We start from the raw sequence: 13,225 nt of genomic DNA, 5'->3' as shown, positions 1-13,225 counted from the left end.
TATCAATAACTCATGCTTGTAAAGTTTGTACACTAAGGCTTTGAGTTTTTGTTAGATTGATATTTATCAACTTTAGAGCCTTGCTGTGCAGAGAAGGAGCTTGAGGAATTTTCTACAGTGTAAGTTCGGAAGAACCAAAAATTAGGTAATTGACTCCCTCAAAATCGGTAAAACCCTACACCCCACACCCCACACCCTGCCCCCACGAAAAACTTTTTGCCGCAAACCCTAATTAATTGTGTTTCAGCTAGTTTTAACGCTGTTTTCCTCTATTGTTTCGGGTTCTTCTTCTGGACAGTTCAGGGAAATTGCCGGTAAATCGTGGCGAAGGAAAGCATATTCGGTGACGATTTGATTACCGATTAGGTGTTCTTGGATAATTCTTTCGATCGCTTCCTTGTTGACCCTTCCATACCAGACTCCTTCCGGGTACACTAATAAAATCGGGCCTTGGCTGCAAACCCGCAAACAGTTGGCTTTAGTGCGAAAAATACAGCCCGGACGGTCGGTGCTAGGGCGATCGAGTTGTAATTCACTTAACCGCTTCTTTAAATAATCCCACACTTCTAACCCTTCTTCCTTGTCACAACATTTTGGCTTAGTCTGATCGCAGCAGAGAAATAGATGACGCTGGATCTGGGCCAGTCCTAACTTAGCCACATTTTCCCCCAAGATATCTCTGGTGTCTGTTTTTTCCATAAATTTTTTTTATCAATTAAACTCTTGACATTGAACAGAAAATGTGCATAGCCGACTAAAATTTCGGTTTGAGGATGTAACGATAGATGAGATAAACGATAGCGGCAAGGATTAAAGCACTTAAAACTGCGCTAACTAGCCGTAAAATCGCCGTTAAAATCGAAAGAGCCACAAAAACCCCCGCCACTGCCACGACTACCTGTGCCGGTGTGGACAGGCTGCCGTACCAAGTTTTCACTTTTTCGAGGGTGGCAGCGAAACTAACCGGGGTATCAAGGGGGGGAAAATCGTCGGTTTCGATTTCCACTTCCACTTCTTCTGGGGTATATTTAGTATCGAACGGTTCGGGAGACTGCATAAACACTCAAGCTACTTAACACTTCATCCCTATTTTATCGATGATTGGGGTTAACAGGGGTTGAGACAGAATTAATGTAACAATGAGTTTATCAATAGCTAAACGACTGGAATCTATGAGCCTATCGACTCCCACCGTTATCGCCATCAATTATCCTGATGCTACCATCACTAGGGCCGAACGCGCCCTCTGTTGTTCTCCTTTCCGTGTCACCCTATTCGCCGCTATGCTTGAGCAAAGTGTATCACTTTTAAGCATTCTGGGTGCTGGGGGTTTAGAGAAAGGTTATACTTCCAGACTGCTGACGGAAGCAGCAGTGGAAAGCTATCTTCTCTGGTTGATTAAAGTGGGAATTTTGCGACGCGAAGTAGATGGACAGGGGATAACCGATAGTTTTCGTCTCACTCCTTTAGGGAGAAAATTAATAGAAAAATGGCAACCCCAAGGAGACTTTTTCCCTAAACCCACTTTCTGGCAAAGATTTTTCAATACTCTGCAACGTTGGTTTTCTTTTTAATGCTGTCGGGTGTCGGGTGTCAGTTATCAGTTATCAGTTATCAGTTATCAGTTATCAGCTTCTGAAGGCAAGAGGCAACAGGCAAGAGGCAAGAGAAAGAATCTGGCAATTCTCCTACCCAAAAAAGGTTATAAACTAAGTACATCAAAGCTTTTAGCTTAACAAATTAGGTTGTAGATTCGGTCATTGTTATCAGTTATCAACTGATTACTGTTTACCGATTACTGTTCACTGAAAATACTCAATAAAAAAACTAGATGAAAGCAATTATGGTAGTGGGGACAACCTCCCACGCGGGTAAATCTTTTTTAACTGCGGCTTTATGTCGTTTATTCAACCGGAAAGGCTGGCAAGTAACACCCTTTAAAGGTCAGAATATGGCCCTTAATGCCTATGTTACCGCCGGAGGGGGAGAAATGGGTCACGCTCAGGCGGTGCAAGCATGGGCCGCGGGGACAATTCCCCGGGTAGAAATGAACCCAATTTTATTAAAACCCCAGGGAAATATGACCTCTCAGGTGATTATTAAAGGTAAGGCTGTTGGTGTCACCACGGCAGCGGATTATTATCAGAATTATTTTGACCAAGGTTGGCAAGCAATTAAAGAATCTTTAGCTAAATTATCAACAGAATTTGATCTAGTTGTCTGTGAAGGTGCGGGAAGTCCGGCGGAAATAAATCTCAAACATCGGGATTTAACTAATATGCGGGTGGCTAAATATCTCGATGCCGCTACTATTTTAGTGGTGGATATTGATCGCGGGGGAGCTTTTGCTCACGTCGTCGGTACGTTAGAATTATTAGAACCGGAGGAAAGAGCTTTAATTAAAGGTATTGTGATCAATAAATTTCGTGGACAAAAATCCCTCTTAGATTCGGGGATTACTTGGCTAGAAGATTATACCAAAATTCCCGTTTTGGGAGTTCTTCCCTATAGTGATATCTTTTTAAGTGCCGAGGATTCTCTTAGTTTACTCGATCGACCCGCCCAAAAACCTAAAGCTGAACTAAATATCAGTGTCATTCGTCTGCCTCATATCGCTAATTTTACTGATTTTGACCCTCTCTGTGGTGAAGCAACGGTTAATGTCCGTTATCTAGAATTACAGGAATCTTTAGGTGATCCCGATGGGGTAATTATCCCCGGCTCTAAAACCACTGTTGCTGATTTAATTGCTCTTAATCAAAGTGGTATGGCTAATCAATTACAAGCCTATCACCAAAGGGGAGGTATTATCTTTGGCATCTGTGGTGGTTTGCAAATGTTAGGGCGATTAATCCTGGATCCTGACCATCGAGAAGGTCCCGATAGTGAGGCAGCTGGCTTAAATTTACTGCCGTTAAAAACGGTAATTACTGCCGAAAAAATTACCCGTCAACGACAAGTTTTATCTAATTATCCCCAAGCTGGTTTACCGGTAATGGGATACGAAATTCACCAGGGAATAAGCCAATGGGAAAGTGAATCAGGTTATCAAAAAATGTTCGAGGAAGATGCTAGTCTAGGAATTGTCAATGATTCTCTGTCAATTTGGGGCTGTTATTTACATGGTATCTTTGATAATGGTTCTTGGCGAAGAAATTGGCTAAATCATCTGCGTCAGCGTCGCGGTTTATTATCTTTGCCGACGGGAATTGCTAACTATAGTGAACAAAGAGAAATAACCCTCGATAAGATGGCTAATTTACTGGAAGAACATTTAAATCTTAACCCTATTTTTGCTCATTTGTAAGGAGAAACTATGACTATTGCAGTGCGTTTTTTACCCGATGATATCATCATAGAAGCGGAAACGGGAGAACTATTATTAGATGTAGCCAAAAAAGCAGGAATTGACATTCCTACTGGCTGTTTAATGGGTTCCTGTCACGCTTGCGAGGTAGAATTAGATGATGGTACTCAAATTTGTAGTTGTATTACTGGTATCCCCGGCGATCAAGATTCTTTAACCGTTCATTTATATTCCGATCCGCTCTGGTAGTTGCTCCCTTAGATCTAGTCAAACTTGGGAATAATCCAAGCTGCTACAATAGCCAATAAAACAACGATTTCTAAGACTTTATATAAGTTAAGAGATTGTAGCCACTGAAAACTATTGGCTAGACGCAAACTTAACCCCCATTGACGTAATTGAGATAACCATAATTTCGGGCTATCTTGTTCACGAAAACGCCATTTAAGAATAGATAATAACAGGGGAACCCCTCCCACTTTAGCAGTCATGAGCAGGTGCAGGATCAGACATACTGCCATAATTAACCAACTGAGCAAATGGGCATAATACCAAAAGTGATTTAATTCCCCTTCCGGGAGCCATTCGGAATCCATCATCCGGCCACTATACAAAGCAAAAGTTAGCGCAAAAAGAGTCAAAGTATTGACTAAACGATGGAGACTATACCACCAAATCGGCTTACCAAATTGGGTTAATTTGTTAAGAGAATCACTTTGAATTAATCTTTTGTTGCCCCGACGAAAAGCATAGATAGCAAAAACGGGAAAGATAATCAGAGTATAGAGGCCAAAAGTGCCATGAATACTTTCAATTTCTCGGTATTCTGGTAAAGGCAGTTTTAACCAACGACCGTCAAAAGTATCATAGGTCCAATAGGCTGTAACCATGGCGGCAATGAGGACAATTCCCGTTAATCCGTGCAGAATTCGCAGTAAAAGAGGTTGATAAGGTTGATTAGTTTTCATGAACTCGATCGATACAATGGGGTATGTAAACTTGCCCAGATACTATGTTAACTAATCCTTGGCTCGTCGCTGTTCTTCTCAATACCGTCCTCCTCGGAATCGCCTGGATTGCCCCAAAAAAGCTCTTAACTCGGATGGGTTATCTCCATGCTTGGGTTTTAGGGGTGATTGTCTGGGGAAGCTTGGGATGGCGCGGTTATCTAATTGTTTTATTCTATTTCCTCGTCGGCTCTACTGTCACCCGCATCGGTTTAGCTCGCAAGGAAGCGGAGGGAATCGCCGAAAAAAGAGCGGGGGTGCGCGGTCCTGAAAATGTCTGGGGTTCCGCTTTAGCGGGGGCAATTTGCGCTATCCTCAGTCTTTTTGTCGCTTCTCCCTGGGATTACCTGTTAATACTCGCTTATGTGGCTAGTTTTAGCACCAAATTAGCCGATACTACTGCCAGTGAGGTGGGTAAAGCTTACGGTAAAACCACTTATCTAATCACTAATTTTAAATCCGTCCCCCGGGGAACAGAAGGTGCTGTTAGTTTAGAGGGAACGCTCGCCGGTTTGCTGGCAGCCACGGCGATTTCCCTGTTAGCATGGGGTATCGGTGCGATCGATCTTCTTGGTGTGTTATGGTGCGTAATTGCGGCATTTATCGCCACCAATATCGAAAGTCTCATCGGCGCTACTCTACAAACTCGCTTTCTGTGGTTAACTAATGAATTGGTCAATGTGATCAATACGGTTATCGGTGCGATCGTAGCTATCCTGTTAAGCTTGCTCTGGTCTTTCAGCTAAAGTTAAGTGACTAAAAAAATTTTTCAGAGAATATCTATGCTAAAGTGGCGTTTTTGTGCATTGTCCCTGCTGTTACTGCTAATTACTGCCTGTGGGACAGAAAATCAACCTAATTCTAGTTCTACCACTGCCAATAGTCCCGATGCGGGCCGCTTGCAAACGGTGAAAAATCGCGGTAAGTTAATTTGTGGCATTAACGGAGAAGTGCCGGGGTTTAGCTTTGTTAATGAAAAAGGCGAATATTCGGGCTTAGATGTGCAAATTTGCCGAGCTATTGCGGCGGCTATCTTTGATGATCCCTCCAAAGTCGAATATCGTAAACTTAGCCCCCAAGAGCGATTTACTGCCGTACAGACGGGAGAAGTGGATATCCTCAGTCGCAACACCACCTGGACGATTAACCGGGATACCGCTCTGGGGATGGAGTTTATCACCCCGGTTTTCTATGATGGTCAAGGAATTATGGCCACAAAAGCCAGTAATATTAAGAAATTAGAAGATTTAAGCGGAAAGTCCATTTGTGTGCTATCGGGAACCACCACGGAACAAAATCTGGCCGATGCCATGGCAAAAGCGGGAGTTCAAGGTTATAAACCGATCGTTTCCGATGATGTGGAGGCTTTATATACAGCTTATCAGGCGGGGCGCTGTCAGGCTGTCACCTCCGATCGCTCCCAATTGGTGGCCCGGCGCTCGGTTTTTCCCCGACCGCAGGATCATCAATTATTAGAAGTGGTAATATCGAAGGAACCCTTGGCCCCAGCCGTGGCCGATGGTGATCCCGCTTGGTCGAATGCCGTCCGCTCGATCATTTTTAGTTTAATTCAAGGGGAAGAATTTGGAATTAACTCCCAAAATATTGCCACTTTTGCCGATAGCAAAGACCCCAGTATTCGGCGCTTTTTGGGTATTGATGAGAAGTTAGGCGAAGATATGGGTTTAGCCAATGATTTTGCCCAAAGAGTCTTAAAACAGGTGGGTAATTACGGTGAAATTTATGATCGGGAAATTGGTAAACCCCTGCAACTCGATCGAGGTTTAAATAATCTTTGGACAAAGGGGGGTTTATTATATTCTCCTCCTTTTCGTTAGTTTTAAGATTGTGTTTCCTGACGGGGAATATAGACCCCTATGGCCGCTGGAATAACTCGAAACATGGCGGGAGTAGTGCTAGTAATTTCGCCATCGGTGTTAATACTATGGGGTTTACGAGTCTGAATTTGAATTTCTTTGCCGTTAAGAGTTCTCACCCAAGATAATAAACCCTGTTGTCCTCGCGGTAATGTCCACAAAAGCGGGAAAATTTGCCACCAGTGTTCAATTTCTAGGCTATATAAATCTAACCTTTGATCGTCGATTTGGGCATCGTGAGCGATCGGCATTCCTCCCCCATAATAACGACCATTTCCGATCGCTATTTGCAGGGTTTTAACTTTGATATTTTGGCCATCAACACCGATCATAGCGGTAAAAGGACGAGTTTTACTTAATACCTGTAAGGCTGTCCAAGCGTAGGCCAAAATCCCCAAACGTCGCTTTAAACCCTTGTTCAGTTTTTGGGTAATTTTCACACTTAATCCTAAACTAGCCACGTTGAAAAAGTATTTATTATTTACCCAACCTAGATCGATATATTTTAAATTACCTTCGGCAATAATTCGACAGGCTTCGGCAATAGAATTCGGTATCCCTAAAGTCCGGGCCAAATCATTAGCCGTTCCCAAAGGTATAATGCCTAAAGGCAGTTGAGTTTCTACCAACATATCCGCCATAGCATTAAGAGTCCCATCGCCACCACCGACGATAACTAAATCAATATCATAGCGATATTTTTCCAACAAAAAAGGAATATCTTCTACCTTTTTCAAAGGGACGCTGATAATTTCAAAATCCCAATGATTGAGCAGATCAACAGTTTGAGCAAAGTTTTCTTTACCCTTGCGCGAGTGACGATTAATTAGTAGTAAAGCTCTTTTAGTCATAGGTAAGTTTCTCAGTAGCATCAATATCTGAAGATAAACCAACACCAGCTTTTTGAGAGATTGTATATAGGGTTTGCTGAAAAAGTTTTTCCTAGGGGCAGGGTGTAGGGTGTGGGGTGTGGGGTTTTACCGATTTTGAGGAGGTCAATTACCTAATTTTCAGGGAAAAAGTCCCTGAATTTTCCCCTGATCATTCCCATATCTGGTACTTTTGGATTTAAAAAAAGTCTAAAAGTCTTATCCAGCAAGGTTTTTAGATTTATTCAGCAAACCCTATATAAACTTTGCCGCAACCAGAGCCACCAAAGTCTTGTAGGGACTGACAACAGTTGGTTTTCCCACAAGCTGGTGATGGGATTTGAACCCGCGACCGGCTGATTACAAATCAGCTGCTCTACCACTGAGCTACACCAGCATTTTTAACCAACCCATTATAACACAAATAGACCAAGTGGTCACTGAGCCGTGTCGAAGTGTGGATATTTTTTCTTGTCGATCATGTTCATCCCGCTGCTTTCCCTCCCTAGTCAGCTGCCGGAAGACTAGGGACCAATACACGGACGTTCAATGAGTCAAAAGAGATGACCAATAATTAGTTATCAGTGACCATTGACCGTTTAATAAGAGCCAGATTAATCCCCCTATTCCCAAAAGAATAGTCAAAACATAAAACTGTGATTGACCAGAAACATTATACTTTAAGGCACTGCCGCTAAAAATCGTCGCTAAACTGACCAAATTAACCAGACCATCAATAATATAACGATCGATCCAAGCGGTAATTTTTGACAGGCTGCCCACCGCTAAAACCACGGTAAACTGATAGATGCGATCAAGATAGAAGTCATAAGCGAACAAATCTTGCAGGAATCGCAGGATTAACCCGGTTGGTCTCGCCCAAGCTCGTCTTAACTCTACCATTAACCCGATAACTAGGCCAATTACTCCAGAGGCCATCAGTAAGGGAAAACCCCAGACAATGGTGAAACTCTGGTTATTAACGAGAGGATTGGTGAAAGATAGCCAAAAATCCCAACGTAGGGGAATAATCGGGGCCAATAAAACGATTAAAATCAACGATACCATGGGCAAAGCCATCGGCCAGGCCACTTCCGGGGTGCGATGGGTCTTACTTTGGGTTTGTCCCAAAAAGACTAAACGAAAGACCCGAGTAAGATTGACGATGCTAAGACAATTAACAAAGATTAAAACCGCTAATAACCACCAAGGAATCGCCCATTCGCCACTTAACCACCGTTTTAACGTCCAAAACATCCCTAGGGGCATTAAAACCGTCATCCCTGCGGAACCTCCTAAAAAAGCCATGGTTGTAGCCGGCATTCTTGCCCAAATTCCCCCCATTTCCGTGATATTTTGGTTACTGGTGGTGAGAATTAAGGCTCCTGCGCTCATAAACAATAAAGCTTTTGCGACCGCATGGGAGAATAAAATTAGTAAGGCGATATCCACATGACCTAATCCCACCGCAATAAAGACCAAACCGAGATAGGCACTGGTGGAGTGGCATAAAACCCGTTTAATATCAATTTGGGACAAGGCCATCAGAGAAGTCCCAATTGCCGTCATTGTCCCCAAAACTATTAAAACATTGGCCGCGATCGGAGATAGGGTAAACACCGGCTGCAGCTTAATTAAAACATAGGCCCCCGCCGAAACCACGATCGAATTCCGCATGATTCCGGCCGGATTTGGTCCCTCCATCGCCTCATCTAGCCACAAATTCAGGGGAAATTGGGCGCATTTACCCGTTGGACCGGCAATAAGGGCTAATCCTAACAAAGTCGCCGTCAGAGGCGGTACAGGGTTATTTACTGCCCAATTTTCTAACTGAGAAAAACTCAATCCTTCTCCGTAACTGGACAGAGCCACCAAACCCATCAATAAAATAATATCGCCGACGCGCTTGGTTAAAAAGGCATCTCGGGCCGCGGTTACGACCAAAGGTTGAGCATACCAAAAACCGACGAGGAGATAGGTAGAGACCGTTAACATCTCTAGGAAAGCGTAACTGAATAGTAGGGAGTCACTAAGGGCAATTCCTCCTAAAGCTGCCTCAAAAAAGCCCATTAAGCCATAAAATCTCGCCAAAGACCAATCCTTTTCCATGTAGCCAAGGGCATAGATTTGGGCCAAGAGACTGATGAGGGTAATTAGTTCCAGCGTCCCCAAACTGACGGGAGAAAGTTCGATCGAAAGGGATAAACTAAGATCGGCCACTTTTACCCATTCAAAAGCCAGTTTAATCGTCTCTCGATGCCAAATTTGATTAAAAGCGATCGATCCGTGTATTAACCCTAAGACGGTCATCAATAGGTTAATATAAGCTGCCGGCCGCGGACCGGTGCGACTAATAATGCCTAAAGACCAAGGCAAGGTTAAAATCGAACCAATTAAGCCATAAATGGGAATTAACCAGCAAGTGTAAAGGAATAAATCTTTCATTCAGGGGGTTATTCAGTTATCAGTTATCAGTTATCAGTGATCAGGTTTAAGTTTTAAGTTATCAGGTTTAGGTTTTCAATTTTCAACAAATTTAGGCTCTTTCACTGGTTACTGGTTACTGATTACTGATCACTGATCAACGGCCATAAAAAACCAACACTCGATCGAGCAGGGATCGAGTTTAGTCAATTTAGCTATTTTACAGTTAATCCTGCGATCAGGCTAAATGCGCTGTAATAAAGATTTACCGTGGGAATCGGTGCTACAGGTGGCGAATAATTGATATTGACGACTCAGAGCGAGCGCTTGTTCGGTTTCCAGTTGACTGGGTAGCCAGGGTTTGGGATTGCCATAGGCATAAAAAGCCTCAATACCATCAATACCCAATTCTACCGCCGCCGCCACTAAATCGGCCGCGGGGCGATGGTAACGAAAGGGATGAGCCAGAACCACTAAGGCCCCCGCTTGCTGTAAACTTGTAATGACTCTAGAGGCCAAAGCTAGATCTCCTTCCGGTTTGGTTCTTTGCAGATAGGGAGTCAAGACGACATGAGCGGGATCGAAACCATAGCCAAGAATATGCACTTCTGTCTCTAACAAATTCGCCGTAATTTCTACCCCTGTCCAGAGATGGGGTAGAGAACTCTTTAAATGCTGATTTTCTAGCCAAATTTGGGCTTGTCGATAACCTTCGATCGAGTGATGATCGGTAATTGCTAATCCTTTTAGTCCGATATCTAACGCTTGTCTCATCAAGCCTTGGGGACTCATTTGACCATCGGAACAATGGGTGTGAAGATGGAAATTGTAATGGTGGGGACAACTATCATAGCCAATGTTTGCCCACACCGCTTTCAGGGCGAGGGTATCTTGAGCTAGGGGTGGAATTGTAGCAGAAACGACCATGCAGTATTAAGGAAATTTCCCAAAGATTACAAATTGTTAACAATCAGCATAGCAAATACCAAAAAAAATTGGGTAGCTGCTGTTACCGCTAACACCTTTAGAGACTGTTCGTCAATGAATATTAAGCGGCAATCGGAGCCTTCTTCAGTCTCCGCGCTGATTATCGGTTATCGCTGCCCCTACAGGACTCAAAATCTTGCACCTGTTTCGCGAAACAAGACCCTAAAACCCTTACCTCGTCTATATTTGAGATTTATTCAGCCAGCCCTATGTACTAAGCTTTTTGGTACAAGTGTTCTGGCTCCCTCTCTCCGCTCCCTTCTCATAGACAGTCTTGACGAGTAACATAGATACACTAACAGCTTACTATGGACTAAGAATACTAAAGTTTTGACTAGAATGGATAACTATCGGTGGCGAAATAAATAAACCAGATCTAACCGATAGTATCGACCAATTAACCATGGCAGAATGGATTATTTACAAAGAATTTCGCTTTGAAGCAGCCCATCATTTACCCCATTATGAAGGTAAATGTCGCCGTCTCCACGGTCATAGTTGGCTGGGGCGCGTCTATGTGAAAAGTAATCATTTACAGTCCCAAGGCTCACAACAGGGAATGGTGATGGATTTTGGCGAAATTAAACAATATTTACAGCCGCTACTCGATAATTTTCTCGACCATCATTATCTCAATGAAACCACTGGTTTAGAAAATCCCACCAGTGAAGAATTATCGCGCTGGATCTATGAAAAATTGGCAAAAGCTGGTTTACCCAACCTTCATGCCGTCGAAATCTGCGAAACCTGTACCTCTGGATGTACCTATTATCCCTAATCGGCAAGCTATCATTAGCTAGGATGGATGGCAAACCTATCCCACGAATCAGATGAAGGAGGTAGGAGAAACCTGATATGATATCTACTGCCAAGAAACTTTATGACACAGACTTTAATCTTTGGGTAGAAGAAACTGCTAAATTACTTAAAGAAGGTAAGTGGGATTACCTCGATTTAGAAAATCTGATTGAGGAAATTGAGGCAATGGGTAGGAGTGATAAAAAGGCTTTGAAAAGTAATTTAGAAAAGCTATTGCTTCACCTCCTTCAATGGAAGTATCAACCCTCTAAACGTTCTCATAGTTGGCAGTATTCTATCACCGAACACTGTTTGAGATTGTTAGAAGTTTTTGAAGATAGCCCCAGTCTCAAGGTATATTTTGAGGAAGTTTTTGATAAGTGTTATCAAAATGCTTGCCTACTTGCCGCTAGAGAAACAGGGTTAGATAAAAAAACTTTTCCTGAAATCTGTCCTTTTGCCAAAACTGATATCCTCAATCCTGAATATCTACCGGATTAATACTAATATTGAATCAGTCGGCAACATCAAAACTACTGGTTAAAGTTTATGAAATTCCCCGTCACGCTCTATCAAGATGAAGAAGGATGGTACATTGTGGAATGTCCCATTATTCCGGGCTGCCTGAGTCAAGGTGAGACTCAAGAAGAAGCTCTACAAAATATCAAAGAGGCCATTGACTTATGTTGAGAAGTTAGAAAAGAAAAAGGTTTACCTTTAACAATTATAAAACAGCAGGTTAGGCCTTGCTATTGCTCAACCCAACCCCTATTTTCCTATATGTAGGTAGGTGTTAAAAACTGTCAGATATCCCCCTTATTCAGGGAAGATTAAGGGGGGATAAATCCCACAGTTCTCAACTCAATTGTCCTGTTTTTACTTTTTCCCTTGAGATAGTTTGCGATTGATGGCTGAGGCAGTGCCGAGGAATCCGAGAGTGAGAAGTCCGAGGGTTGAAGCGGGTTCGGGAATAGCCGTTAGATTTTGTGAATTTATGGCACCCACTAAGGATAAAGATGGTGTTGTTCCCTGGCCAGATTCAGTGTCAAGACCTATAACTATCTTGTCTAGAGTACCACCAACAGGTATACCAAAGTCGTCTAAATTGATTTTCGCAACGTTTAGGTTAAATCCACCGGCTGATTCTCCTGTATCACTACTCAGGTATGACTTAGTCAATCCACCGATAGTAAGGGATAATTTAAATGTGTCAGGTATTCCCAACTCAAATAAAGCAAGGTCGTCACCTACACCATTGACGAGTAAATTATCATCAAAGCCTAACTCAACAAATGCACCGTTACTTAAAGAAAAAGCATAAGTACCAGGATTGATATCTGTTAGGACATCTGAGAGGCTTCCTCCCGAAGTTGTAAAACTGCCCGAAGAAGAAATTAGACTGTCAACAAAGGCATTATCTTCAAATAGAATTCCCCCTATTTGGGCAGCGTGCGCTGCACTTCCTACCGCCAGACTGATAAGTAGTACCCCCCCCCGATGGAGTGTTGGATAAGTTTCACTAATGACATAAGCAAATACCTCTTAAAAAATGTGGTTCTGCCTGATTTATAATGTTGGATTCTGTAGATGTCAAGCTCTTGCCGTTAAATTTATCAAGTCTTAACAATACTCTAAGTTACTTATACAACTTTGGCCAGAGGTCTAAGACAAAGTCGTCCTAAAAGGATGGGGTTTTAAACTCAGGATTTGCGGTGATACAATAAAGTTAGGCCAAAATGCGATCGCAAGAGATAAAGCATGGTTCAAGCACCCATCGAACCCCAACTTTTCTATCCTGATTCCGACGGTAAACCTATGGCCGACAACACAGTTCAATATCGCTGGATTGTTCGCTTGGTTGCCAATCTCAAGTATTTATTTAAGGAGCAAACCGTCTTTGTCGCCGGGGATTTGCTCTGGTATCCCCAGCAGGTAACTGTACCCCCCGCTCCCCGT

Annotated in this window: 15 protein-coding genes, 1 tRNA gene and 1 pseudogene; 9 read left to right on the top strand and 8 right to left on the bottom strand. The window is 42.9% G+C overall.

The window, feature by feature from the left end:
* Positions 1-243 precede the first annotated feature (243 nt).
* A complete protein-coding gene (locus IM485_RS20945) occupies positions 244-699 on the bottom strand; it encodes a (2Fe-2S) ferredoxin domain-containing protein (RefSeq protein WP_123231305.1) in 456 nt (151 codons plus the stop codon).
* A gap of 55 nt (positions 700-754) precedes the next feature.
* On the bottom strand, positions 755-1,057 hold the full coding sequence (locus IM485_RS20940) for a hypothetical protein (RefSeq protein ID WP_079205566.1): 303 nt from the start codon (positions 1,055-1,057) through the stop codon (positions 755-757).
* Between the two features lie 115 nt (positions 1,058-1,172).
* Between IM485_RS20940 and IM485_RS20935 the strand changes: the two genes are divergently transcribed.
* The 3 genes from IM485_RS20935 (at position 1,173) to IM485_RS20925 (ending at position 3,556) form a co-directional block, all read left to right on the top strand.
* On the top strand, positions 1,173-1,574 hold the full coding sequence (locus IM485_RS20935; protein ID WP_192576011.1) for an Npun_F0494 family protein: 402 nt from the start codon (positions 1,173-1,175) through the stop codon (positions 1,572-1,574).
* Positions 1,575-1,831: 257 nt separating this feature from the next.
* The gene (gene cobQ / locus IM485_RS20930; RefSeq protein ID WP_104397508.1) at positions 1,832-3,307 is read left to right on the top strand and encodes a cobyric acid synthase CobQ; all 1,476 of its coding nucleotides are present in this window, start codon (positions 1,832-1,834) and stop codon (positions 3,305-3,307) included.
* 9 nt (positions 3,308-3,316) lie between these two features.
* Entirely contained in the window at positions 3,317-3,556 is a 240-nt protein-coding gene (locus IM485_RS20925) for a 2Fe-2S iron-sulfur cluster-binding protein (protein ID WP_002801947.1), read from the top strand.
* A 14-nt stretch (positions 3,557-3,570) separates the two neighbouring features.
* On the opposite strand, the gene IM485_RS20920 is transcribed toward IM485_RS20925, so the two are convergent.
* Complete coding sequence (locus IM485_RS20920) at positions 3,571-4,275, bottom strand: cytochrome b/b6 domain-containing protein (RefSeq protein ID WP_287745364.1); 705 nt, start codon at positions 4,273-4,275, stop codon at positions 3,571-3,573.
* Between the two features lie 44 nt (positions 4,276-4,319).
* Between IM485_RS20920 and IM485_RS20915 the strand changes: the two genes are divergently transcribed.
* Positions 4,320-5,060 carry a TIGR00297 family protein gene (locus tag IM485_RS20915; protein WP_104397506.1) on the top strand — a complete coding sequence of 247 codons (741 nt, stop codon included), beginning with the start codon at positions 4,320-4,322 and terminating at the stop codon, positions 5,058-5,060.
* 36 nt (positions 5,061-5,096) lie between these two features.
* Entirely contained in the window at positions 5,097-6,152 is a 1,056-nt protein-coding gene (locus IM485_RS20910) for an amino acid ABC transporter substrate-binding protein (protein ID WP_287745362.1), read from the top strand.
* Between the two features lie 2 nt (positions 6,153-6,154).
* Here IM485_RS20910 and IM485_RS20905 read toward each other — a convergent pair whose 3' ends face one another.
* From IM485_RS20905 to IM485_RS20890, 4 genes are all read right to left on the bottom strand, one after another.
* Positions 6,155-7,042, bottom strand: a complete 888-nt coding sequence (locus IM485_RS20905) for a lipid kinase (RefSeq protein WP_287745360.1) — start codon at positions 7,040-7,042, stop codon at positions 6,155-6,157.
* 343 nt (positions 7,043-7,385) lie between these two features.
* A tRNA-Thr gene (locus tag IM485_RS20900) sits at positions 7,386-7,457 on the bottom strand.
* A gap of 149 nt (positions 7,458-7,606) precedes the next feature.
* On the bottom strand, positions 7,607-9,505 hold the full coding sequence (locus tag IM485_RS20895; protein ID WP_287745358.1) for an NAD(P)H-quinone oxidoreductase subunit F: 1,899 nt from the start codon (positions 9,503-9,505) through the stop codon (positions 7,607-7,609).
* A gap of 222 nt (positions 9,506-9,727) precedes the next feature.
* Positions 9,728-10,411, bottom strand: a complete 684-nt coding sequence (locus IM485_RS20890; RefSeq protein WP_287745356.1) for a PHP domain-containing protein — start codon at positions 10,409-10,411, stop codon at positions 9,728-9,730.
* 463 nt (positions 10,412-10,874) lie between these two features.
* Between IM485_RS20890 and queD the strand changes: the two genes are divergently transcribed.
* From queD to IM485_RS20875, 3 genes are all read left to right on the top strand, one after another.
* Positions 10,875-11,249 (top strand): 6-carboxytetrahydropterin synthase QueD, encoded by a 375-nt coding sequence (gene queD, locus IM485_RS20885; RefSeq protein ID WP_044000032.1) that lies wholly within the window; start codon positions 10,875-10,877, stop codon positions 11,247-11,249.
* Positions 11,250-11,326: 77 nt separating this feature from the next.
* Complete coding sequence (locus tag IM485_RS20880; RefSeq protein ID WP_287745354.1) at positions 11,327-11,770, top strand: DUF29 domain-containing protein; 444 nt, start codon at positions 11,327-11,329, stop codon at positions 11,768-11,770.
* Positions 11,771-11,818: 48 nt separating this feature from the next.
* The gene (locus IM485_RS20875; protein ID WP_190356874.1) at positions 11,819-11,959 is read left to right on the top strand and encodes a type II toxin-antitoxin system HicB family antitoxin; all 141 of its coding nucleotides are present in this window, start codon (positions 11,819-11,821) and stop codon (positions 11,957-11,959) included.
* Between the two features lie 186 nt (positions 11,960-12,145).
* On the opposite strand, the gene IM485_RS20870 is transcribed toward IM485_RS20875, so the two are convergent.
* Complete coding sequence (locus IM485_RS20870; RefSeq protein ID WP_287745351.1) at positions 12,146-12,448, bottom strand: PEP-CTERM sorting domain-containing protein; 303 nt, start codon at positions 12,446-12,448, stop codon at positions 12,146-12,148.
* 579 nt (positions 12,449-13,027) lie between these two features.
* Here IM485_RS20870 and IM485_RS20865 point away from each other — a divergent pair.
* Positions 13,028-13,225, top strand: a pseudogene (locus tag IM485_RS20865) (Uma2 family endonuclease); the annotation flags it as partial.

This window comes from Microcystis sp. M169S2 (assembly GCF_020245865.1).
GTDB classification, from domain to species: domain Bacteria; phylum Cyanobacteriota; class Cyanobacteriia; order Cyanobacteriales; family Microcystaceae; genus Microcystis; species Microcystis ichthyoblabe_A.
This window is presented reverse-complemented; position numbering and strand designations above follow the sequence as displayed.

Excerpts from the sequence above, each read along its gene's own strand:
- IM485_RS20945 (WP_123231305.1), bottom strand. The coding sequence starts at position 699 with ATGGAAAAAACAGACACCAGAGATATCTTGGGGGAAAATGTGGCTAAG.
- IM485_RS20940 (WP_079205566.1), bottom strand. The coding sequence starts at position 1,057 with ATGCAGTCTCCCGAACCGTTCGATACTAAATATACCCCAGAAGAAGTG.
- IM485_RS20935 (WP_192576011.1), top strand. The coding sequence starts at position 1,173 with ATGAGCCTATCGACTCCCACCGTTATCGCCATCAATTATCCTGATGCT.
- cobQ (WP_104397508.1), top strand. The coding sequence starts at position 1,832 with ATGAAAGCAATTATGGTAGTGGGGACAACCTCCCACGCGGGTAAATCT.
- IM485_RS20925 (WP_002801947.1), top strand. The coding sequence starts at position 3,317 with ATGACTATTGCAGTGCGTTTTTTACCCGATGATATCATCATAGAAGCG.
- IM485_RS20920 (WP_287745364.1), bottom strand. The coding sequence starts at position 4,275 with ATGAAAACTAATCAACCTTATCAACCTCTTTTACTGCGAATTCTGCAC.
- IM485_RS20915 (WP_104397506.1), top strand. The coding sequence starts at position 4,320 with ATGTTAACTAATCCTTGGCTCGTCGCTGTTCTTCTCAATACCGTCCTC.
- IM485_RS20910 (WP_287745362.1), top strand. The coding sequence starts at position 5,097 with ATGCTAAAGTGGCGTTTTTGTGCATTGTCCCTGCTGTTACTGCTAATT.
- IM485_RS20905 (WP_287745360.1), bottom strand. The coding sequence starts at position 7,042 with ATGACTAAAAGAGCTTTACTACTAATTAATCGTCACTCGCGCAAGGGT.
- IM485_RS20895 (WP_287745358.1), bottom strand. The coding sequence starts at position 9,505 with ATGAAAGATTTATTCCTTTACACTTGCTGGTTAATTCCCATTTATGGC.
- IM485_RS20890 (WP_287745356.1), bottom strand. The coding sequence starts at position 10,411 with ATGGTCGTTTCTGCTACAATTCCACCCCTAGCTCAAGATACCCTCGCC.
- queD (WP_044000032.1), top strand. The coding sequence starts at position 10,875 with ATGGCAGAATGGATTATTTACAAAGAATTTCGCTTTGAAGCAGCCCAT.
- IM485_RS20880 (WP_287745354.1), top strand. The coding sequence starts at position 11,327 with ATGATATCTACTGCCAAGAAACTTTATGACACAGACTTTAATCTTTGG.
- IM485_RS20875 (WP_190356874.1), top strand. The coding sequence starts at position 11,819 with ATGAAATTCCCCGTCACGCTCTATCAAGATGAAGAAGGATGGTACATT.